19 protein-coding genes are annotated in these 22,163 nt (G+C 71.9%); 15 read left to right on the top strand and 4 right to left on the bottom strand.

Annotation, left to right across the window (positions count from 1 at the left end):
• The first annotated feature begins 47 nt into the window (after positions 1 to 47).
• The 11 genes from HNR19_RS06645 to HNR19_RS06595 all read left to right on the top strand — a co-directional run bounded on the left by HNR19_RS06645 (position 48) and on the right by HNR19_RS06595 (position 14,354).
• On the top strand, positions 48 to 1,556 hold the full coding sequence (locus HNR19_RS06645; protein WP_179667179.1) for an amino acid permease: 1,509 nt from the start codon (positions 48 to 50) through the stop codon (positions 1,554 to 1,556).
• 104 nt (positions 1,557 to 1,660) lie between these two features.
• Positions 1,661 to 2,413: a GntR family transcriptional regulator gene (locus tag HNR19_RS06640; RefSeq protein ID WP_218910172.1), complete on the top strand. Its 753-nt coding sequence runs from the start codon at positions 1,661 to 1,663 to the stop codon at positions 2,411 to 2,413.
• Positions 2,413 to 2,688, top strand: coding sequence for a 4Fe-4S dicluster domain-containing protein (locus HNR19_RS06635; RefSeq protein WP_218910171.1), 276 nt, complete (start codon positions 2,413 to 2,415; stop codon positions 2,686 to 2,688). Before HNR19_RS06640 ends, HNR19_RS06635 begins: the two co-directional genes overlap by 1 nt.
• Before the next feature lie 9 nt (positions 2,689 to 2,697).
• Positions 2,698 to 4,122 carry an ABC transporter substrate-binding protein gene (locus tag HNR19_RS06630; RefSeq protein WP_179667177.1) on the top strand — a complete coding sequence of 475 codons (1,425 nt, stop codon included), beginning with the start codon at positions 2,698 to 2,700 and terminating at the stop codon, positions 4,120 to 4,122.
• Positions 4,119 to 5,000, top strand: coding sequence for an ABC transporter permease subunit (locus HNR19_RS06625; RefSeq protein WP_218910170.1), 882 nt, complete (start codon positions 4,119 to 4,121; stop codon positions 4,998 to 5,000). The genes HNR19_RS06630 and HNR19_RS06625 overlap by 4 nt, the downstream gene beginning before the upstream one ends.
• On the top strand, positions 4,997 to 5,785 hold the full coding sequence (locus tag HNR19_RS06620) for an ATP-binding cassette domain-containing protein (protein WP_179667176.1): 789 nt from the start codon (positions 4,997 to 4,999) through the stop codon (positions 5,783 to 5,785). Before HNR19_RS06625 ends, HNR19_RS06620 begins: the two co-directional genes overlap by 4 nt.
• On the top strand, positions 5,782 to 8,481 hold the full coding sequence (locus tag HNR19_RS06615; RefSeq protein ID WP_179667175.1) for a fumarate reductase/succinate dehydrogenase flavoprotein subunit: 2,700 nt from the start codon (positions 5,782 to 5,784) through the stop codon (positions 8,479 to 8,481). The genes HNR19_RS06620 and HNR19_RS06615 overlap by 4 nt, the downstream gene beginning before the upstream one ends.
• A gap of 49 nt (positions 8,482 to 8,530) precedes the next feature.
• Positions 8,531 to 11,311, top strand: coding sequence for an FAD/NAD(P)-binding protein (locus HNR19_RS06610; protein ID WP_179667174.1), 2,781 nt, complete (start codon positions 8,531 to 8,533; stop codon positions 11,309 to 11,311).
• 70 nt (positions 11,312 to 11,381) lie between these two features.
• On the top strand, positions 11,382 to 12,560 hold the full coding sequence (locus tag HNR19_RS06605; RefSeq protein WP_218910169.1) for a GGDEF domain-containing protein: 1,179 nt from the start codon (positions 11,382 to 11,384) through the stop codon (positions 12,558 to 12,560).
• Positions 12,561 to 12,646: 86 nt separating this feature from the next.
• Positions 12,647 to 13,177, top strand: a complete 531-nt coding sequence (locus HNR19_RS06600) for a SigE family RNA polymerase sigma factor (RefSeq protein ID WP_179667172.1) — start codon at positions 12,647 to 12,649, stop codon at positions 13,175 to 13,177.
• Positions 13,170 to 14,354: a YncE family protein gene (locus tag HNR19_RS06595; protein WP_179667171.1), complete on the top strand. Its 1,185-nt coding sequence runs from the start codon at positions 13,170 to 13,172 to the stop codon at positions 14,352 to 14,354. The genes HNR19_RS06600 and HNR19_RS06595 overlap by 8 nt, the downstream gene beginning before the upstream one ends.
• Positions 14,355 to 14,372: 18 nt before the next feature.
• On the opposite strand, the gene HNR19_RS06590 is transcribed toward HNR19_RS06595, so the two are convergent.
• Positions 14,373 to 15,410, bottom strand: a complete 1,038-nt coding sequence (locus tag HNR19_RS06590) for an alpha/beta hydrolase family protein (protein ID WP_246304170.1) — start codon at positions 15,408 to 15,410, stop codon at positions 14,373 to 14,375.
• 107 nt (positions 15,411 to 15,517) lie between these two features.
• On the opposite strand from HNR19_RS06590, the gene HNR19_RS06585 reads away from it, so the two are divergent.
• Complete coding sequence (locus tag HNR19_RS06585; RefSeq protein ID WP_179667170.1) at positions 15,518 to 15,889, top strand: hypothetical protein; 372 nt, start codon at positions 15,518 to 15,520, stop codon at positions 15,887 to 15,889.
• Positions 15,890 to 15,893: 4 nt separating this feature from the next.
• Here the strand turns inward: HNR19_RS06585 and ligA are convergent, their stop codons facing one another.
• On the bottom strand, positions 15,894 to 17,981 hold the full coding sequence (gene ligA, locus HNR19_RS06580; protein ID WP_246303486.1) for an NAD-dependent DNA ligase LigA: 2,088 nt from the start codon (positions 17,979 to 17,981) through the stop codon (positions 15,894 to 15,896).
• A 205-nt stretch (positions 17,982 to 18,186) separates the two neighbouring features.
• Between ligA and HNR19_RS06575 the strand changes: the two genes are divergently transcribed.
• The 3 genes from HNR19_RS06575 (at position 18,187) to HNR19_RS06565 (ending at position 21,213) form a co-directional block, all read left to right on the top strand.
• On the top strand, positions 18,187 to 18,792 hold the full coding sequence (locus HNR19_RS06575) for a TetR/AcrR family transcriptional regulator (protein WP_179667168.1): 606 nt from the start codon (positions 18,187 to 18,189) through the stop codon (positions 18,790 to 18,792).
• 37 nt (positions 18,793 to 18,829) lie between these two features.
• Positions 18,830 to 20,443 carry an MFS transporter gene (locus HNR19_RS06570; RefSeq protein ID WP_179667167.1) on the top strand — a complete coding sequence of 538 codons (1,614 nt, stop codon included), beginning with the start codon at positions 18,830 to 18,832 and terminating at the stop codon, positions 20,441 to 20,443.
• 137 nt (positions 20,444 to 20,580) lie between these two features.
• On the top strand, positions 20,581 to 21,213 hold the full coding sequence (locus HNR19_RS06565; protein WP_179667166.1) for an MFS transporter: 633 nt from the start codon (positions 20,581 to 20,583) through the stop codon (positions 21,211 to 21,213).
• Between the two features lie 153 nt (positions 21,214 to 21,366).
• On the opposite strand, the gene HNR19_RS06560 is transcribed toward HNR19_RS06565, so the two are convergent.
• Together HNR19_RS06560 and HNR19_RS06555 are read right to left on the bottom strand one after the other, a co-directional pair.
• Positions 21,367 to 21,915, bottom strand: coding sequence for a type 1 glutamine amidotransferase domain-containing protein (locus tag HNR19_RS06560; protein ID WP_179667165.1), 549 nt, complete (start codon positions 21,913 to 21,915; stop codon positions 21,367 to 21,369).
• Positions 21,916 to 22,002: 87 nt separating this feature from the next.
• Positions 22,003 to 22,158: a hypothetical protein gene (locus tag HNR19_RS06555; protein WP_179667164.1), complete on the bottom strand. Its 156-nt coding sequence runs from the start codon at positions 22,156 to 22,158 to the stop codon at positions 22,003 to 22,005.
• Between the last annotated feature and the right edge of the window lie 5 nt (positions 22,159 to 22,163).

The following is a 22,163-nucleotide window of genomic DNA, read 5'->3' as shown; positions in this document are numbered from 1 at the left end:
CCAAGATGGGTGCCGTGACCAGAGGACCTCGGGGTACCGGTGACGGCATGAAGCCCCGCCACAGCCTGCTCCGCACGAAGACGGTCGAGCAGTCGATCGCCGAGACCGACGAGCCGGACCACCGGCTCAAGCGCAACCTCGGTGCCCTCGACCTCACCGTGTTCGGCGTGGGGGTGATCATCGGCGCCGGCATCTTCGTCTACACGGGCAGCGTCGCGGCGACGAACGCCGGACCGGCGATCGCGATCTCCTTCGCCATCGCGGGCCTGGCGTGCGCGCTGGCGGCTCTCTGCTACGCCGAGTTCGCCTCGACGGTGCCGGTCGCGGGCAGCGCCTACACGTTCAGCTACGCGACGTTCGGCGAGCTCGTCGCGTGGATCATCGGGTGGGACCTGATGCTGGAGTTCACCGTTGGCGCGGCAGCGCTGGCGACCGGCTTCTCCGGGTATCTCCAGAACGTCCTCGCCGGCACGCCGTTGGAGGTGCCCGCAGCGATCGGGTCGGCCGCCGACGGTGCGGTCGACCTCCCGGCGGTGCTGATCTCGCTCCTTGTGGCCGGCGTCCTGGCCGGCGGCATCAAGCTGTCCAGCCGCGTCAACCAGGTCGTCGTCGCGATCAAGCTCGCCGTCGTCGGGCTCGTGATCGTGCTGGGCATCACCTACATCAAGGCCTCCAACTACACGCCGTTCATCCCGGACAGCATCCCGACCCCGGACAGCGAGGGGTCGTTCTGGAAGACGCCGCTGGTCTCGACGCTGTTCGGCTGGGAGCCCGCGACGTACGGCGTGGCCGGGGTCATCGCGGGGGCCTCGATCGTGTTCTTCGCGTTCATCGGCTTCGACGTGGTCGCCACCACCGCCGAGGAGACGAGGAACCCGCAGCGCAACGTGCCGATCGGCATCCTCGGCTCGCTCGCGATCGTGACGGTGCTCTACATCGCGGTCAGCCTCGTGGTCACCGGCATGCAGAGCTACACCGACATCGACCCCGAGGACGCGGCTCCGCTGGCGACCGCGTTCGACGCCGTCGGCATCACCTGGATCGCCGACGTGATCGCGATCGGCGCCACGATCGGCCTGACCGTGGTCGTCCTGATCCTGATGCTCGGCCAGACCCGGGTCACGTTCGCGATGGCTCGCGACGGGCTGCTCCCCCAGTGGCTCGCCAAGGTCCACCCGCGGCACGGCACGCCGTACCGCGTCACGGCGGTGACCGGCATCGGCGTCGCGCTGCTCTCGGGCTTCGTCGACTTCGCGACTCTGGGCGACCTGGTCAGCATCGGCACCCTGTTCGCCTTCGCGCTCGTCTCGATCGGGGTGCTCGTCCTGCGCCGCACCCGGCCCGACCTGCCCCGCGCGTTCCGCACGCCCGCCGTCGGCGTCGTCGCGACCCTGTCGGTCCTGATGTGCGGCTACCTGATGCTCAACCTCATCGGCGAGACCTGGGTGCGGTTCCTCGTCTGGATGGGCATCGGCCTGCTCGTCTACGCCGTCTACGGCCGCACGCACAGCCGTCTCGTCTCAGGATCCGGGACACCGGAGGTGGCGGAGCGCTGACGGCCCCGCCCGTCTGCGCAGGTCAGGAGCGATTTCCCAGGTTTTCCGGTGGCGCATTAGTTTTGCGGGGCGGCTAACTCTAGTGACTTACTATGGTTACCGCCATGACTCACTCCGAGCTCGTGGCGGACCAGCGGCGCCGGGCCGACCGCGCCCGACAGGTCGCCGACGTCCTGCGGCGCCAGGTCCTCGCCGGCGTCTACGACGACGGCCCCCTCCCCGCCGAACCCGCACTAGTCGCTGAGTTCGGCACGACCCGCAACACGGTTCGAGCGGCCCTCGACCTGTTGCGCGCCGAGGGCCTGGTCGACCGCTGCCCGGGCGTCGGGACCACGGTGGTCAGCCGCAAGCACCACCACGGGCTGGACCGCCTGCTCGGCCTGGCCGAGGTCTTCGACGGCCTCGGCACGGTGCGCAACGAGGTGCGCACGCTCACCGTGACGCGGCCGCCGGCCGCCGTGCGGGACCACCTCCGGCTCGGCCCGGACGACGACGTCGTCTACGTCGAGCGGCTGCGCCACCTCGACGGCGTACCGCTGTCCCTGGACCTCACCTACCTGGTCCCCGACCTCGGCAGCGCGCTCCTGGAGCGCGACCTGGCGGGCAGCGACATCTTCGGCCTGCTCGAGGAGGTCGCCGGCCAACGGCTCGGCCACGCCGATCTCACGGTCGAGGCGGTCAGCGCGGACGCCCACAGCGCCGCGGTGCTCGGCACCCCGCGCCATGCGGCCCTGCTGATGGTCGAGCGGCTGACCCACCTCGAGGACGGCCGACCCGTCGACTTCGAGTTCATCCGCTTCCGCGGCGATCGACTGACGCTGCGGGGCACCACCCGACGCGACCCCCTGGAGGCGTGATGAGCATCCCGACCAAGAAGGCCACGTGCTCCGACGGGACCCAGCAGATCCCGCTCGTCGACCACCGGGCCCAGGTGCCGGTGTCCGTCGACCAGTCCCTGTGCATCGAGGGCTGCAACCTGTGCGTCCAGGTCTGCCCGCTCGACGCGCTCGCGATCGACCCCGAGACCAACAAGGCCTACATGCACGTCGACGAGTGCTGGTACTGCGGCCCGTGCGCGGACCGGTGCCCGACCGGCGCCGTCACCGTCAACATCCCCTACCTGCTGCGCTGAGGAGCCTCCATGAGAATCAACCGACCCGCCCTCGCCGCACTGGCTCTCGGCCTCGTCGCCCCCGGGCTCAGCGCCTGCTCGGTGGCCGGCGCCGACGACGCCGATGACGTGGTGACGATCGGCTACCAGTCGAAGACCATCAACACCGTCACCGCCGGGACCCTGCTGCGGGAGCTCGGCTACTTCGAGGACAAGCTCGAGGAGATCGACCCGGACCTCGAGGTCGACTGGCAGGACTACGACACCGGCGCCCCGATCACCGCCGAGATGCTCGCAGGCAAGATCGACATCGGCTCGATGGGCGACTACCCGCTGCTGATCAACGGCTCGCGGGCCGGCACCGGGGACGACGGGGACTCGATGATCGCCGTCACCGGCTACAACCCGCACGGGGCGCTCAACGGAGTCGTCGTCGGAGCCGACTCCGAGATCGAGTACCTCACCGACCTCGAGGGCAAGTCGATCTCCGCGAGCGTCGGGTCCGCCGGGCACGGCACCCTCGTCCAGGCGCTCGAGGCGGCCGGGATCCACCCCACGAAGGACGTCGCGGTCGAGAACCAGGACCCGCCCGTCGGCGCGTCTTCGCTCCAGGGCGGCTCGGTCGACGCGGTCTCCCAGTTCGTCGCGTGGCCCGGCCTGCTCGCCTTCCGCGACAACGCCCGACTGGTCTACGACGGCGGCCGGCTCGACCTGCCGACCCTGCACGGGACCGTGGTCCGCAACGAGTTCCTCGCGGAGGAGCCGGCGATCGCCCAGGCGTTCGTCGAGGCGCAGGTCGAGGCGACCGACTACCTGCACGACCACCCCCTCGAGGCGGCGGAGATCGTCGCGGAGGAGACCGGGCTCCCGGTGGAGGTGGTCTACCTCTACAACGGCCGCAACGGTGTCTCGACGTTCGACCCGACCATCAACGACGACCAGGTCGCCGCGCTCGAGCACGACCTGCCGTTCCTCGAGTCGATCGGCGTCCTCGAGGACCCGCTCGACCTCGAGGCTTTCGTCGACCCGAGCGTGGTCGAGGAGGTGTACGGCGCCGCGTACGACGCCGAGGTGGCGGACCGGGACAACCCGGCGGCGATCACCGGCACCGACGAGGTCTGCGGCACCGAGGTGACGGACCCGGCGCTCGCCGGTGAGATCTGGGTCGAGGGCGAGGACGACACCCGACCGACCGCGGACCCGGTGTGCCTGCTGCGCAACGCGCAGGCCGTGCTCGCCGACGGTGGCGAGCTTCGCGCGGCGTACGTGCCCGACGCCCTGACCGGCACCCGGTGGTTCGCCGACCGGATGATCTGGCTCCGGGACGGCGACGAGCTCCTGCCGTTCGCGACCCGGGAGTCTGCCGACGACTACGCCGGCGACCACAGTGGCACCCGCGAGCTCACCTGGGACCAGGCGCTCGAGCAGGCCGGCGACCTCGGGGACGCCCGGTGACCGCGGTGGAGGTGGCGGTCGCGGAGGTCGAGCCCGCGGAGGAGACCGGCCAGCTCGTGCCCGCGGCGCCGCCTCGTCGTCGCCGGACGCCTCGTGCGGTCACGGCGCGGCGGTGGGCCGTGCGCCTCGCCTCCGTCGCAACGGCGGTCGGGCTCTGGCACCTGCTCACGGCGCGCGACGTCGAGATGTGGCTCCGCTTCAACCGGCTGCCCGGCCCGGTCGAGGTGTTCGAGGCCTTCCAGGTGCAGCTCGGAAGCTCGCTCTACTACCAGGACCTGGCCCAGAGCGTGGTCCGCATCCTCTCCGGCTTCGCGATCGCCTCGGTCCTCGGCGTAGGGCTGGGCATCCTGCTCGCCCGGTCGCAGTGGGCGTCCGACCTGCTCCAGCCGCTGCTGGAGATCGCCCGCCCGATCCCTGCGATCGCCCTGGTGCCCGTCGCCATCCTCCTGTTCCCGAGCAACGAGCAGGGCATCGTCTTCATCACCGCGACCGCGGCCTTCTTCCCCATCCTCGTGAGCACGCGGCACGCCGTACGGGCGCTGCCGACCGTGTGGGAGGACGCGCTGCTGACGATGGGCGCGGACCGGCGGCACCTGCTCACCTCGGTCGTGCTCCCGGGCATCGTGCCGGGCATCTTCGGAGGCCTCTCGGTCGGCATGGGCGTCGCGTGGATCTGCGTGATCTCGGCCGAGATGATCTCCGGCGACTTCGGCCTCGGCTACCGCACCTGGCAGGCCTACACGATCGTCGACTACCCCAACGTCCTGGTCGGCATGTTGTCGATCGGCGCCATCGGCTGGATCACGTCCGGCTGCGTCGAACTCGTCGGCCGTCGACTGACCCGCTGGCTGTCCTCGGAACAAAGGAGCTCCTCGTGAACCAGCCGACCCCGGCCACCAAGCCGTCCGCCGTCCGCACCGAGGACCTCGCGCTGGGCTACGCCGGCGAGCCGGTCGTCGAGCACCTCGACCTCGACGTCTCCCCCGGCGAGATCCTCGTCGTCCTCGGGCACTCGGGCTGCGGCAAGTCCACGCTGCTGCGGGCGATCGCCGGCCTGGTGCGCCCGATCCGCGGCGAGATCGTCGCCGACGGCCGGACGGTCGAGGGACCGGCGGCCGACCGCGCGCTGGTGTTCCAGGACGACGCCCTCCTCCCCTGGCGGTCCGCCCGTCGCAACGTCGAGCTGCCGCTCGCCGTCCAGGGCGTCCCCCGCCGCGAGCGTCGACGTCGCGCCGAGGAGTGGCTCGCCCGGGTGGGCCTCACCCGCTTCGCCGACCGGCTGCCCGGTCAGCTCTCCGGCGGGATGCGCCAGCGCGTGCAGCTGGCGCGCGCGCTCGCCATCGAGCCCGGACTGATCTGCATGGACGAGCCGTTCGGAGCGCTCGACGCGCAGACCCGGGCCTCGATGCAGCGGCTCCTCATCGAAGCCTGGCGCGCCTCGGGATGCACGGTCGTCTTCGTCACGCACGACGTCGACGAGGCGCTGCTGCTGGCCGACCGCATCGTCGTGCTCGGCCGGCAGGGGATCGTCGGCGAGCACCCGGTGAGCCGTCCCCGCGACCCGGGCGCACCCCCGGGCGCGGAGTTCCGTGCCCGGGTGCTCGCCGACCTGTCGACCACCCGGTCGCTCGCTCCCATCGACGCAGGAAGGGCCGTCGCATGACCACCACGACCATCCCGCCCGTCCACGAGCGCCGCGAGCTGACCTGCGACGTGCTCGTCGTCGGCGGCGGCACCGCCGGCACGATGGCCGCGATCACCGCCGCAGAGGCCGGCGCGAGCGTCGTACTGCTGGAGAAGGCGCACGTGCGGCACTCGGGCGCCCTCGCCATGGGGATGGACGGCGTCAACAACGCGGTCATCCCCGGCAAGGCCAGGCCCGAGGACTACGTCGCCGAGATCACCCGCGCCAACGACGGCATCGTGAACCAGAAGACGGTCTGGCAGACGGCCAGCCGCGGCTTCGACATGGTCAAGCGCCTGGAGAAGTACGGCGTGAAGTTCGAGAAGGACGAGCACAACGAGTACGCCGTCCGGCAGGTCCACCGGTCCGGCAAGTACGTGCTGCCGATGCCCGAGGGCAAGGACGTGAAGAAGGTCCTCTACCGGGTGCTGCGCCAGCGTCACATCCGCGACAAGGTGACGATCGAGAACCGGGTGATGCCCGTGCGCGTGCTGACCGACGGCGGCCGCGCGGTCGGCGCGGTCGGCTTCGACACCCGCTCCGGCGAGTTCGTCACCGTGGCCGCCGGGTCGGTCGTGCTCGCCACGGGCGCGTGCGGCCGCCTGGGACTGCCGGCGAGCGGCTATCTCTACGGCACCTACGAGAACCCGACCAACGCCGGCGACGGCTACGCGATGGCCTACCACGCCGGCGCCGAGCTCAGCGGCATCGAGTGCTTCCAGATCAACCCGCTGATCAAGGACTACAACGGGCCGGCGTGCGCCTACGTCGCCAACCCGTTCGGCGGCTACCAGGTCAACTCCGAGGGCGAGCGGTTCGTCGACTCCGACTACTGGTCGGGACAGATGATGTCGGAGGTCAAGCGGGAGATCGACTCCGCGCGCGGCCCGATCTACCTCAAGCTCAGCCACCTCCCCGACGAGACCCTGACCGAGCTCGAGGGGATCCTGCACCACACCGAGCGCCCGACACGGGGCACGTTCCACGAGGGTCGCGGCCACGACTACCGCACTCACGACGTGGAGATGCACATCTCCGAGATCGGGCTCTGCGGCGGGCACTCCTCCTCCGGGGTGTGGGTGGACGAGAACGCGCAGACCACCGTGCCCGGGCTGTACGCCGCCGGCGACCTGGCGTGCGTGCCGCACAACTACATGATCGGCGCGTTCGTGTTCGGCGAGCTCGCCGGCACGCACGCAGCGGAGCACCACGTGCTCCCGGAGACCCTGCCGGAGGACCAGATCACGGCGGCGCACGAGCTGATCTACGCCCCCCTGCGACGGCCGGACGGTCCGCCGCAGCCCCAGGTGGAGTACAAGCTGCGACGCTTCGTCAACGACTACGTGGCGCCACCCAAGACGGCACGGAAGCTGGAGATCGCGGTCGAGTCGTTCGCCCGGATGGCCGACGACCTCGACGAGATGGGCGCCCGCACGCCGCACGAGCTCATGCGCTGCGCGGAGGTCTCCTTCATCCGCGACTGTGCCGAGCTCGCCGCCCGCGCGTCGATGGTCCGTGAGGAGAGTAGGTGGGGGCTGTACCACGAGCGGGCCGACCTCCCCGAGCGCGACGACGCCAACTGGTTCTTCCACCTCAACGTGCGGCGGCGCGCCGACGGCGCCATGGAGTTCGTCCGGCGTCCGGTCAACGACTACCTCATCCCGGTGCCCGACATCGAGGTGCCGGCACCCGTGGACGTCGGCGTGCTGTCCGTCGTCGAGCCGCAGCAACGGACCCGCGCCGCGCGCCCGTCGGGTGCGGCCGCGGACGCCGAGGCCCCGCGGTCCCCGCGGATCCTCGAGCTCCTCGAGCTCGCCGAGTCGGGTCCCACCGCGGCGGAGCTCGAGCCGTTCCTGACCGACCCGGAGGCGGAGGTCCGCCGTACCGCGGTGACGACGGTGACCGAGGTCGTGCCCGCCGGCACCGGCCTCCTGCTGGCGAAGGCCCTGGTCGACGACGACGAGGACGTACGCCGCGCCGCGGCCACCGCACTGCGCGAGCTGGTCGAGGTGCTGCCCGCCGAGCCGGCGCTCGCCGAGGCGCTCGGGCCGGCCCGGACGAGCGGCGACGCCCTCGTCCGGGCCGTGGTCCTCGATACGCTGAGGGCCCTGGAGCTCGGCGACGCCCCGTTGTTCCGCGAGGCCCTGGGCGACCCCGACCACCGGCCGCGGCTGCAGGCAGTGCGTGGCCTGGTCGCGCACGACGACGTCACAGGGGTGGCCGCCGCCGCCGGAGATCCCGAGCGCGAGGTCCGGGTCGCTGCCGCCCTCGGCCTCGGCCGGCTGGGAGCAGCCGATCCGGAGGGACTGGACGCGCTGGTGCGCCTCGCCGCGGACGACGAGCTGCTCGTCCGCGCGGCGGCTCTCGAGGCGGCGGCAGGCGCTCGCGGCGCCGCCGGTCTCGACCGACGATGCGCCGACGCGCTGGCCGACCCGGCGTGGCAGGTCCGCACCGGGGCGGCGCGCGGCCTCGGCGGCTGTGCCGAGGACATCGCCGTCCCGGCCCTTCTCACCGCGATCGCCGACCCGCATCTCGACGTGCGCAAGGCGGCGGTGATCGCGCTCGCGGGCTGGACGAGCCGGCCGGACGTGCGCGACGCGCTCGAGATCGCGACCAAGGACACCGACGCCGACGTGCGCGGCTATGCCCGGAGGCAGCTTCGCGAGGCTGTATAGTCGCCTAATCCAGTCGACATACTGATCTAGCGAGGATGGAGAGCCCGGCATGAGCCGTTCCGGCCGACGACCACGGATCCTGATCGTCGGTGCCGGAGCTGCCGGCACCCTGACCGCGCTCCACCTCACCCGGGAGGCGAGCCGGCGGTCGACTCCGGTCGAGGTCGTGCTCGTCGACCCCGCCGACCGCTGGGCCCGCGGCACCGCGTTCGGCACCACGGACGACCAGCACCTGCTCAACGTGCCGGCCTCGGGGATGAGCGCGCTCCCGCAGGACCCGAGCCACTTCCTCTCCTGGCGCCAGCGGCGCGGGCTCACCGCCGACGGCTACAGCTTCGTGCCCCGCCGCGACTGGGCGTGCTACCTCGACGACACGCTCGTCGAGGCCCTGCGACAGGCCGAGGGCGAGGTCGCTGTCGACCATCGACGCACGCGTGCGGTCGCCGTACGGCGCGACGAGCGCGGGGCAGCCGTGACGACGGCCGCCGGCGAGGAGATCACGGCCGACGCGGTCGTCGTCGCCACCGGGCTGCCGAGCGCGGGCCACCACTGGGCGCCGCCGAGCCTGCGCGACTCCGCCTTCTACGTCCCCGACCCGTGGGCGCCCGGCGCGCTCGACGTCGTACGGCGCGACCGCGTCGCGCCTCCCGGCGTCCTGCTCGTCGGAGCCGGGCTGACGATGGTCGACGTCGTGCTCACCCTCACGGCGGACGACCGCGCCGACCGGGTGCTGCACGCGGTCTCCCGGAGCGGCCGGCTCCCGCACGCCCACGCTCCGGCGCTGCGGCCGGTCGCGATCCCCGACGTCGCGGAGTGGGGCACCACGCTGGCCGAGATCCGCGCGCACGCCGCCGAGCACGTCGCGGGCGTCCGGCGCACGACCGGCGACTGGCGACCCGCCGTGGACGGGCTCCGGTTCCAGGTCGCCACGCTGTGGGACAGGCTCGACGAGGCCGACCGGGACACGTTCCTGGCCGAGGACGCCGGTGGCTGGAACGTGCTCCGCCACCGGATGGCGCCGTCCTCGGCCGCCGTCGTCGAGGGGCTGCGCGGGAGCGGCCGACTCGCGCTCGGCACCGGGCAGGTGCGCTCGGCGCGGCCGCTCCCGGAGGGCGGCCTCCGCGTGACGGTCGGCGACGGCGGCGCCGAGCGGACGCTGGACGTCGGGTGGGTCGTCAACTGCACCGGCCCCCGTCTCGACGTGCGCACCCTCGGCAACCGCTTCCTCGACGACCTCCTCCGGCCGCGCGACGAGGGTGCCCTCGCCGTCCCGGCGACCGCCGGCATGGGCGTCTGTACGGCGAACGGCCGGTTGGTCGACGAGCACGGCAGCGCTGCGGCGCCGCTGTGGACCCTCGGCGCCCTGCGCCGCGGCGAGCTGTGGGAGTCCACGGCCGTGCCGGAGATCCGCAGCCAGGCGCTCGCGCTCGCCACCGACGTCCTGGACGCCGTCGCCCCGCTCCCCCGCCGCCTCGAGGACGGGCGCTTGGTGCCGGGCACGCACCCGATCGCCCGGCCGCGTGACCCGCTCGGCCTGCCGCTGTCGACCACCGCCGAGGCCGCGGCCGCCTACAACGCCGGCCTGGAGCGGGTGATGCTGCTCAAGTCCGGCGGCGAGGACCTGATCCGCCAGGCCGCCGAGCTCGACCCGGGCTTCGCGCTGGCGCACGCCGCGCTGGCGATGCTCGGCCACGAGGCGGGGGCCGCGGCCGACGTACAGGCGTCCCTCGCCGCGGCCCGCAAGGCGATCCGCAAGCGGGGCGACGACCGCGAGCGAAGCCTGGTCGACGTGGTGGGCCGCCGCGTGCGGGACCCGCGCGGGTCGGGGGCGCGCGCCCTCCGCCGCCACATCGGGGAGCACCCTCGGGACGTGCTGGCCGTCTCCGCAGCGGTCCCGACGATCGCGTTCTCCGGCATCATCGACGTCCAGCGGGAGGCGTGGGAGGTCGTCGAGGGCCTGGCGCCGGCGTACGGCGACCACTGGTGGTACATCTCGCTGCTCGCGTTCACGCGGCAGGACCAGGGCCGGTTCGACGAGGCGGGACTGCTCGCCGAGAGCGCGCTGTCGTGCGAGCCCGCCTCGGGGCACGCCGTCCACGCCCAGACCCACGTGCTCTACGAGACGGGTCAGCACGCGACCGGCCAGGAGTGGCTGGACCACTGGGTCGCCGGCAGCGGGCGGTCGGCCAGCCATCGCGCCCACTTCTCGTGGCACGCCGCGTTGCACGAGCTGGCCCTCGGCGACACCGAGGCCGTGCGTCGCCGCTACTACTCGCAGCTCGCGCCCCCGGCCGTCACCGGCGTGCGCGCGCTCGTCGACACCGCTTCCCTGCTGTGGCGCTGGCAGGTCACGACCACCGCCTGGGACGACACGGAGGTGCCCGTGCCGCCGATCGACCCCGTGCTCGAGGCGATCGGGGACGACCTGCTCGACCGGCCCGGCACGCCCTTCACCGCCCTCCACGCCGCCCTCGCCCACGCCGCCAGCGGCGACCACCGCCGTCTCGCCGCCCTCGCAGCGCGGTGCCGGCGGGCGCGGCAGTCGCCGACCCGCACGGTCGTCGCGCCGTTCTGCGACGCCCTGCTCCAGGCAGGCGACCGCCGGTGGGACGAGGCGGCACAGGGGATCTCCGCCCTGCTACCGCACCTGGTCACGGTCGGCGGGTCGCTCGCCCAGCGGGAGGTGGTGGAGGAGACGCTCCTGCTGTGCCTGCTCAACGCGGGCCGGGCCGCCGAGGCCAGGGCGGTGCTCGACGCGCGTCTCGACCGGCGCCCGTCGCCTCTCGACCGGCAGCGCACCGGCGCGCTCTCCACCCCTGCTCCTGCCTGAGCGAACGCCTCGACCGGTCAGGTCGGGCCGCCCGCGGCCGATGACGGTGGTGAGGAGGAAGGAGACAGCGATGGACACCCTCACCCTGCGGATCGCGTTCGGCGTGGTCGCCCTGTGCGTCCTCGTCCTGTTCTTCGTCGCGACCTACCGCCCGACCCGGTCCGCCTACAGCGGCTGGTGGTGCGTCTCGCTCGCCGTCTTCCTCACCAGCGCGGTGCTCTTCCTGCTCAACGGCACCCCCGTGCAGGTGGTCGCCAACCCCCTCGGCAACGCCTGTGCGGTCTTCGGCGCGACCGGTGTCTGGGCCGCGGCGCGGTCTCTCCGCTCGCTCGAGGTGCCGCGTCGCGCGATGGTCGCCGCGCCAGCGGTCGTGCTCGTCGCGTCGCTGCTCGACGACCCGGCGAACGACGTCTGGACCGGCGGCCCGTTCTTCCTCTCCGGGATGGCGCTGGGCTTCGCCCTGGCGGCGCGCGAGCTCTGGCTGGTGCGCCGGGGAGCCACCCCCGAGGGGGCGAGCGGAAGCCAGCGGAGCGTGGCCGTCGCCTCCCTCTTCGCGATCTCCTCCGTCACCGCCGCGTTCTACGTGCTCCGCGGGGCGATGCTGGTCGCGGTGGGTCCGGAGCACCCCGCGTTCGCCTACGCGTTCGGCTCCCAGGTCACGACCCTGCTCACGATGATGATGCTGGTCGTGGTGACCTTCAGCATGGCGCTGCTCGGCCACGAGCAGCAGACCAGCGAGCTGCGCGTCCGCGCGACGCACGACGGCCTCACCGGGCTGCTCAACCGCGCGACCTTCCTCGAGCACGCCGAGCTCGCCTTCCGCGCTCGGCCCGACGGCGGCACCGAGGGCGCCGTGATGGTCGCCGACCTCGACGGCTTCAAGTCGCTCAACGACGACTTCGGTCACGCCGTCGGCGACCACGCGCTCACGATCTTCGGCACCGCCTGCCGCGAGGTCGTCGGCGACCACGGGGTGGTCGGCCGGCTCGGCGGTGACGAGTTCGCCCTGCTGCTGGCCGACGGCTCCCGCGCTGAGCTGGTCGCCGGTGCGATCAGCCGCCGCTTCCGCGCCGGCATCGACGACGGCCCGCGGACCACGATCAGCTTCGGCATCGCCCAGATCGACCGCGGCATCGGCGTGAGGGACACGATCATCCGGGCCGACGTCGCGCTCTACCAGGCCAAGGCCGCGGGCCGCGACCGCGCGGTGCGCTACGAGCCCACGCGGGTCGAGGCGATCCGGGTCTGACCGACCGCGGCAACCGCTGGATCCTGTTCCCAACCGGACCGCACCCCCACGGCATCTGACAGGGTGACCGAGGAAGGGACGGACGGATGACACGACCACCCACCGACGAGGACTTCGCCGAGCTGGTGCACGCCTGCTGGGCAGGCCTCTACCGAACGGCGTACCTCATGCTGGGCGACGCCGCCGATGCAGAGGACCTCGTCCAGACGGCGCTCGCGAAGACCTACGCCAACTGGCGGAAGGTGCGCAGCCTCGAGGCCGCACCGGGCTACGCCCGCACCACGATGGTCAACACGGCCAGCTCGTGGTTCCGGAAGAAGTCCTGGCGCAACGAGCTGCCCACCGAGACGCTTCCCGACACCGCGCACGCCCCGGGCGCGGCCGATCCGGCCGACCGCCCGACCCTGATGGACGCGCTCGCGCAGCTGCCGCCCCGGCAGCGTGCCGTGATCGTCCTCCGCTACTACGAAGACCTCAGCGTGGCCCAGGTCGCCACCGCCCTCGGGATCACCGACGGCACGGTGAAGAGCCAGACCTCGGCCGCGATCGACCGCCTCCGCGCCCTGCTGGGCGACCCGGAGCTGTCCGCCCTCCCGATCGGAGCGACCAATGCCTGACCTCCGCGAGCTGCTCACCCGTGAGGCCGAGGGCCTCGACGTCCCCGCGCCCCCCACCGGCGACGTGCTCTCCCGCGGCAAGGGCGTACGGCGCCGCCGACGCGTCGTCGCGGGCGCTGCCGCTGTGGCGGCCGCCGCCGTGGTCGGCGGCGCCGCCGTGCTCGGCCTCGGAGGGGGCTCGGACACCGATCTCGACACGGCCGGCATGCCCGAGCCGATGGTGGGGCCGGTGTTCACGGTCGGCACCACGCTCTACTACGGCGACGCGCTCGACACGGCCGAGATCGACGACAAGGCCGTGAAGTCGATCTTCTACACGTCCGCGGGCGTCGTGGTCCGCCACGGTGACAACTCCGCCAGCGACGGCGGCGGCCCCCAGCGGTTCTCCCTGGTCCAGGAGGACGGGAGGGTGACGAGGCTCGACCTGGTCACCGAGGACACGGTGCACGCGACCGACTCCGACCAGCCCTACGTCGCCTACGGCGAGAACGTCGACGGCACCCTCGAGGTGGTCCTCTACGACGTCGCCGCGGACCGCGAGGCGGCGCGGGTCGACGTGGGTCCCACGTCCGAGGGCTGGTTCCCCGTCTCGCTCGACGGCGACACGATCTTCGTGATGAACGGCTACGAGGGCGCGGTGAAGGTCGTTGACTGGCGGACCGGTGACGTCTCGGCGTCCGAGGTCCTCAGCTCGGTGTGGGAGGCCCACGGCGGCTACCTGGGCGACCACGAGGACGACGTGCCGGTCGTCCGCGACGGCCGGACGGGCGAGGTGGTCCTCAGGGGCCCGGCCGGTGGCGGCTACTTCGAGGTGTCCCCCGACGGCCGCTACGCCGGCCTCGTCGACGAGGAGGCGGAGATGGACGGCGAGCAGCCCGGCTACGTCGTCTACGACATCGCGACGGGCAGCTCGGTGACCATCGATGGCATGGCCTTCGACTTCGGCTGGACGCCGGACAGTGACCTGTTCAAGGTCGAGGACGATCTCGTCACGACGTGCGACACGGCGACCGGCAGCTGCACGGAGACCGAGGTCGACCTCCCCGAGGGCGTCGGCGAGATCCCCATGGGCACGACCTGTCGGTCCGTGGTGGGCAAGCCAGGTTCGGTCTGCGACGAGCCGAGCGGGCCGCAGCCGCCCGAGGTCCGGCTGGGCGGCCGCTCCTACGAGTCCTGAGGACCCTGCGGCAGCGCCTCAGCGCAGGTGCTGCCGCAGGAACCGCCCGGTCCGCTCCATGGAGGCGAAGAACTGCGGACCGAAGGCGTGCTCCTCGCCCTCGTAGACCTCGAACGTCACGTCGACTCCTGCCCGTTCCATCAGCCGCGTCGTCTCGTGGCTCCAGCGGATCGGGCAGGAGTCGTCGGACGTCCCGTGGTGGATCAGCACCGGCTCGGTGATCTCGTCGAAGTAGGTCCGCGCGCTGATGCCCTCCCAGAACTCCGGGTTGGCGCGCGGCGCGCCGTACCTCCGCACGATCTCGTCGGCGATCCCCTGCCGGGAAGGGTCGGGAGCGATCCACCGCTCGTAGTTGTCGACGGCGTCGGAGCTGACCGGCGCCCAAACCACCCCGGCGTCGACGAGCCCCGGCTGCGCGGTGAGCACGTTGTAGACGACGCCGCCTCCCATCGAACGGCCGCCGACCGCGACGCGCTCGTCGTCGACCGGGCCGTCCCACCTGCGCAGCGCGCGGACGGCGTTGATCACGTCCTCGGTGTAGCCCATCCGGAGGTCGAGCTCGCCGAGCCGGGTGTCGGACGACCCTGCGTGGTTGCGGTAGTCGACGTGGAGCGCGACGTAGCCCTGGCTCGCGAACCACTCGCGCTCGCGGGTCATCCCCTGGCCGTTCACGTAGTAGTCGGGGTCGATGTAGCCGTGGGCGAGCACGATCGCCGGGAACGGGCCGTCGCCCTTCGGCACCGCGAGCCGACCGGAGATGGTGAGACCGTCGCCGCGGTAGGTGACCTCGTACTGGGTCTGGTCGGCCGTCTCGAGGACGACGGGTCCGAGCCGCAGGCCGCGGCCGTCGTACCGCTGCTCCATCAGCGCGGGGATGCTGACCGGGTGCGGCCGCTCGCTCGGTGCGGAGGTCGGCGACTCCTCGGCCGGGCTGCTCGGCTCCGGCGAGGCCGGCGGCGCGGCGGAGCCGTCGGACGGCGTCGGTACGGCGTCCGGGTCCTCTGTGGCGGTCGTGCACGCCGTCAGCACCAGCCCGAGCACGACGGCCGGAATCATCCGCAGCACGCACCCAGTCTGCACCCGGGTTCCAGCGGCGGAAGCAACCTCCGGGCGTCGCCGCGCGTCCCTGATGCGTGAACCCCAACCGAGAACTAGGTGGAACGATGTCCCGACTGCTTGCCGTCCTCGCCGGCGCGCTGATGTGCCTGACCCTCACGAGCGCCCCCGCCGTCGCCGAGGAGGAGGGCTCGAACCTCACCCGGCGCGCCCACCACTTCGCGAACAAGTGGTTCGCCCACGTGGCGGACGGCGAGTGGGCGTGGGTGCGCCGCAGCACCAACACGCGCAACATCCCGATGAGCCAGGTCAGGAAGTTCGGCGAGATCGAGCTGGACAGCTGCTACAAGCGGCCCGACTTCGGCGGCGAGCCGCAGAAGCCGCACCTGCGCTACTGCTTCGCCGGCGGCGCGGAGTGGAAGGTCATCCGCCTCGACAACGGCTGGCTGCGGATGAAGGACGTCAACTGGTACCACTGATGCGTCAGAGCGCGTCGGCGCCACCCTCGAGCAGCTTCACGAAGCCGGCCTCGTCGAGCACCGGCACGCCGAGCTGCTCGGCCTTGTCGGCCTTCGAGCCCGCGTTGTCACCGACGACGACGTAGTCGGTCTTCTTCGACACCGAACCGGCGGCCTTCCCGCCGCGGGCGAGGATCGCCTCCTTGGCCGAGTCGCGGCTGAAGCCCTCGAGAGAGCCGGTGACAACCACGGTCAGGCCCTCGAGGGTGCGCGGCACGGACTCGTCGCGCTCGTCGGCCATGGCGACACCGGCGGCCTGCCACTTGTCGACGATCTCGTTGTGCCAGTCGACCTTGAACCACTCGATGACGGCCTCAGCGATCGTCGGACCCACGCCCTCGGCGGCGGCCAGCTGCTCCTCGCTGGCGGCGCGGATCGCGTCCATGGACCCGAACTCCGTCGCCAGCGCGCGGGCAGCCGTGGGGCCTACGTGCCGGATGGAGAGCGCCACCAGCACCCGCCACAGCGGGACCTGCTTGCGGGTCTCGAGGTTGCCGAGGAGCCCGACGGCGTTGGCGGTGAGCTGCGGCCCCTCCTCGTTCTTCTTCGGCGCACGGGTGAAGAGCGGCGCCCGCAGCAGGCTCTCCGCGGTGAGGTCGAAGACGTCGCCCTCGTTGACGACGACTCCGGCCTCGACGAGGGCGTAGGCCGCCTCCGACCCGAGGCCCTCGATGTCGAAGGCACCCCGGCTGGCGACGTGGTAGACCCGCTCGAGCACCTGAGCGCGGCAGCTGCGGTGGTTGGGGCACCGGAGGTCCTTGTCGCCCTCCTTCTGCTCGGCGAGCGTGGTGCCGCAGGAGGGACACTCAGTCGGCATCTCCCACTCGGGCAGGCCCTCGGGGCGCAGCGGCAGCACCGGCCCGAGGATCTCGGGGATCACGTCGCCGGCCTTGCGCAGGATCACGGTGTCACCGGGCCGGACGTCCTTGCGCCTCACCTCGTAGGCGTTGTGGAGCGTGGCCCGCTCGACGGTCGAGCCGGCCACCTTGGTGGGCTCCATGACGCCGTACGGCGTGACCCGCCCGGTGCGACCGACGTTGACGCGGATCTCGAGGAGCTTGGTGTTGACCTCCTCGGGCGGGTACTTGTAGGCGATCGCCCAGCGCGGCGCCCGGCTGGTGGAGCCGAGACGACGCTGGAGCGCGATGTCGTCGACCTTGATCACGACGCCGTCGATCTCGTGCTCGGTGACGTCGTGCCGGTGCTCGCCGTAGTGACCGACGAACTCCTTGACCTCGTCGAGCGTGGGCAGCACCCGGACGCGGTCGCTGGTCGGCAGGCCCCACGCGCGCAGCGCGTCGTAGGCGTGTGACTGGGCGACCGGCTCGAATCCCTCGCGCGCGCCGATGCCGTGGCACACCATGCCGAGGTCGCGGCTGGCAGTCACCCGCGGGTCCTTCTGCCGCAGCGAACCGGCTGCGGAGTTGCGGGGGTTGGCGAACATCGGCTTGCCGGCCTCGACCAGCGAGGCGTTGAGCTTGTCGAAGGCCTCGATCGAGAGGAACACCTCGCCGCGCACCTCGACCAGGTCCGGGACAGGGAACTCGTCGGAGGGCGTCAGCCGGTGGGGGATGACGCCGATCGTCTTGACGTTGGGCGTGACGTCCTCTCCCGTGCGCCCGTCGCCGCGGGTGAGCGCGCGGACCAGCCGGCCGCCCTCGTAGAGCAGGTTGATCGCCAGGCCGTCGACCTTGAGCTCGCACAGCAGCGCAGGCTCGCTGACGCCGTCACGGGCGAGCCGTGCGTACCACGAGTCGAGCTCCTCGAACGAGAACGCGTTGTCGAGGCTCTCCATGCGCTGGAGGTGGTCGACCGCGGTGAACTCGGTGGAGAAGGTGCCCCCGACCTTCTGCGTGGGGCTGTCGGGCGTCTGGAGCTCGGGGAACTGCTCCTCCAGCTCGTTGATGCGCCGCCACCTCGCGTCGTACTCGGCGTCGGAGAGGGTCGGCGCGTCGAGCACGAAGTAGCGCCAGCGCGCGTCCTCGATCTCCTCGGCCAGGAGCCGGTGCTCCTCGCGGGCCTCGCTGGTCGCGGTCGTCACCGGGTCGCTCATGAGGGCCATCTTGCCGTCTTCCGCCGACATCGGCGCGCCCGACCCGGCCCGCTGTCGGTGCCGACCGGCAGGGTCTGTCACATCCCCCGGCGCGGCGGTGTCCTATCTGCGAACGGGCGCCGGAAAGGACTTGCACGAAACGAAACAGTTCCGTACTCTCTCTTGAAACGAAACCGTACCGTTCTATCGATCGAGGTGTCTCGCCATGTCCCCGAAGAAGGCCCTGACCGCCGCCGCGTCGCACCTGCGACCCCGCGTCGAGGGCGAGCGGGAGCAGGAGATCCTCGACGCGACGCTCGACGTCCTGGCGGAGTTCGGCTACGACCGGCTCACGATGGACGCCGTCGCCGCGCGGGCCAAGGCGTCGAAGGCGACGCTCTACCGGCGTTGGAGCGACAAGGCGAGCCTCGTCATCGACGCGCTGATGTCCCAGAAGGAACCCAGCACCGTCCCCGACACGGGCTCCCTGCGGGGTGACCTGATCGCCAGCTACTGCGGCATGGGCGGCATGACCGACGAGCACCAGATGGCGGTGCTCGGCAGCGTGATGACCGCCGTCAGCCGTGACCCGGAGTTCGCCGCGGCCTGGCGCCGTGACTTCATCGGGCCGAAGGTCGCGATCAACGACGCGATCTTCGCGAAGGCCGTCGAGCGGGGTGAGATCGCCGAGGACACCGATCTCGACCTGCTCGGGCCCTGTCTGCCGGCGATCGTCCTGCACCGCCTGTTCTTCCTCGGCGAGCACCCCACCGAGGAGTCCATCACCAAGGTCATCGACCAGGTGATCCTCCCTGCCGCCACCCGCGGCTGAGCACCACTCCCCTCCCTCACACCCACGAAGGATTCTCATGACCAACGTCGAATCGCTCGACCCTGCGGACGTGACCGCGTCCGTCGTCGAGCCGCCCGTCGAGAAGGTGCAGCACCCAGGCCTTGCCCTGGTGCTCATCCTCGTCGCGCAGCTGATGGTGGTGCTCGACGCCACCATCGCCAACATCGCGCTCCCCTACATCGGCGCCGACCTCAACATCTCCCAGGCCAACCTGACCTGGATCGTGACCGGCTACGCGCTGGCGTTCGGTGGTCTCCTGCTGCTCGGTGGCCGTCTCGGCGACCTCTACGGCCGCCGTCTCCTGTTCATGACCGGTCTCACGGTGTTCGCCGTGGCCTCCCTCCTGGGTGGCCTCGCCCAGAACGAGGCACTGCTGCTCGGGGCCCGTGGCCTCCAGGGCCTCGGTGCCGCGCTCGCCGCTCCCGCGGCGCTCGCCCTCATCACCACGACGTTCCCGGCGGGCCCGGAGCGCAACCGCGCGATGGCGGCCTACGCCACGATGTCCGGCATCGGCGCCGCGATCGGCCTGATCCTCGGCGGCTGGCTCACCGGCATGGACTCGCCCCTCGGCGTCGACGGATGGCGGCTGACGTTCCTCATCAACGTCCCGATCGGCCTGCTCGCGGCCGCGGCCGCGCCGCGCGTGCTCAAGGAGTCCGAGCGGCACACCGGCTGGCTCGACGTCCCGGGCGCCATCACCGGCACCGTGGGCCTGCTCGGCATCGTCTTCGGCCTCTCGCGGGCCGGCGAGGAGGCCTACGGCTGGGACCACTGGCAGACCATCTCCTCGCTGGTCGTCGGCGCCGTCCTGCTGGTCGTGTTCGTGTTCATCGAGTCGCGGGTCGACCACCCGCTGCTGCCGATGCGGATCTTCGCCAACCGGACCCGGGCGACGAGCTTCGTCGCGATGATGATCGCGCCGGCTGCGATGTTCGCGATGTTCTTCTATCTGAGCCTGTTCATCCAGCAGGTGATGGGCTTCAGCCCGCTCGAGGCCGGCTTCGCGTTCCTGCCGTTCTCGTTCGGGATCGTCATCGGTGCCGGTGTCGCCTCCAACCTGGCCGGTCGGATCGACCCGCGCTACCTGGCGGGCATCGGGACCCTGCTCGCCGCGATCGCGCTGTTCATGTTCTCGCGGATCACGATCGACGACTCCCCGGCCGGCGCTCTGCGCTCCGTCACCGAGGGCTCGGTCAGCACGAGCTACTGGGCCGACGTGTTCCCGTTCGTCGCCCTGATGGCGGTCGGCATGGGCATGGTGTTCGTGCCCCTCACGCTGACGGCCGTGCACCACGTGCAGGCGGAGGACTCGGGCATCGGCTCCGGTGTCCTCAACACGATGCAGCAGGTCGGTGGCGCGCTCGGTCTGGCCACGCTGAGCACCGTGGCGCTGCACTACATCAACGACACCTCCGAGACCGCCGCCGGACCGATCGCCCAGGCGGCGACCGACCCCTCGCTCGTCCAGCAGGCCGTGTTCAACGTGTCGTTCACCGAGGGCGCTACCCATGCGTTCCTGGTGGGCTCGTTCATGATGCTCGCCACTTCGGTGATCATCTGGATCTTCCTCAACGTCAAGCACACCGAGCTGGCGACGGATGGTCCCGAGGGCGGCGTCCACGTGGGCTGATCCCCACCGCGTCACCCGCTGACGGCCCGCGCCCCGACCAGGGGGTGCGGGCCGTCGCACGTCCCGGGTGACTGCGACCCGCGAGTCCGGGTACCGCTCTTGTCGTGCCGTGACACCAACACGAGGAGCTGAGCACCGTGGACATACTGCACCGGCATCATCACAAGGACACCGACGTCGTCACCGAGGACCGCACCGGAACTCACCAGCGTGACGTCGTCCACGAGCGCCGCGCCCACGAGGCGCACGCGCACGAGCGGTTCGGAGGCGTCAACATCGGCGCCGCGTTCGCCGGGTGGCTGGTGGCCATCGCGCTGACCGTGCTGCTGACGAGCATCGTCGGCGCCGTCGCGTCGGCGATCGGTGAGAACACGAACTTCACCCAGTCCGACGCGCAGCGCGAGGCCAACACGATCGGCATCGCCGCCGCGGTCACCCTGGTCGTCGTGATGGCGCTCGCCTACTTCTTCGGCGGGTACGTCGCCGGCCGCATGTCGCGGTTCGACGGCGCGAGGCAGGGCATGGCGGTCTGGGTCATCGGACTGCTGGTCACCATCGTGGCCGTCGTGCTGGGCGTCGTCTTCGGCAACGAGTACAACGTGCTCGACCGGGTCGACCTGCCGCGCATCCCGATCCCGACCGACACCGCGACCTGGGGCGGCGTGATCGCCGGGGTCGCGCTCCTGGTCGTCACCCTGCTCGCCGCACTCGCTGGCGGCAAGGCCGGCCACAGCTACCACAACCGCGTCGACCGGGCGGCCTTCGGCTGACCACCGGAGCTGACCTGTCGACACTGAACGTCAAGGCTGAACGTCGAAGGGGCCGAGTCGGCGCGTGATCACGCGCCGGCTCGGCCCTTCTGGCGCGTGAAGACGAGCCGACTCGGCCCCTCCCACGCGTGAAGACGGGCCGGCTCGGCGTGGTCAGACCCGGGCGGCCTGGAGGGCCCGCTCGACCGCCTGCACGAAGGCGGGGACGTCGTCGGGCTTGCGGCTGGTGATCAGGAAGTCGTCGACCACGACCTCCTCGTCGACCCAGCTGGCGCCCGCGTTGCGGAGGTCGTCGGCAAGGCTTGCCCAGCTCGTGACCCGACGGCCCTCCACCACACCGGCGGAGACCAGGAGCCACGGGCCGTGACAGATCGCCGCGACGGGCTTCCGCTCCGCAGCGACCTTGCGCACGATCGTCTGCGCCTTGTCGTTCATCCGGAGGTGGTCGGCGTTCACGGTCCCGCCCGGCACGATCAGGGCGTCGAGCCGGTCGACGTCGATGTCGGCGAACGAGCCGTCGACCTCGACCTTCTGCGTCGGGTTCACGTCGCCCTCGGCCGCCTGGATCGGCTCACCGTCGGCGGAGTAGACCCGCACCTCGGCACCGCCCTCGCGCAGCATGTCCCTCGGCCCGACCAGCTCGGGTTCCTCGAAGTAGTCCGTCGCGATGATCGCCACGCGCTTGCCGGTCAGGTGGGTCATGGGGTGTCTCCTCAGGGGGTGGTGAGTGTCCCCCGCCCGGTACCCGCCGGCCGCCACGCCAGTCCGCGGACCCGGCCCCGACCCGACTCAGCCCGGAGAGCTCGCGCTGGGCGTCGGCTCCGGTACGTCGAGCTCGGGCGTGCCCTCGTCGGTCACCGCCCAGAACACGAGCGCACCGATGACGGCCAGGGCCACCAGCGCCACGACGACCCCGAAGACGGGCGAGCCCTCCTGTTGGTACATGGGCC

The organism is Nocardioides thalensis (genome assembly GCF_013410655.1).
Taxonomy (GTDB): Bacteria; Actinomycetota; Actinomycetes; order Propionibacteriales; family Nocardioidaceae; genus Nocardioides; species Nocardioides thalensis.
Note: the sequence above shows the minus strand (reverse complement) of the source record. Positions and strands in the feature narration are given on the sequence as shown.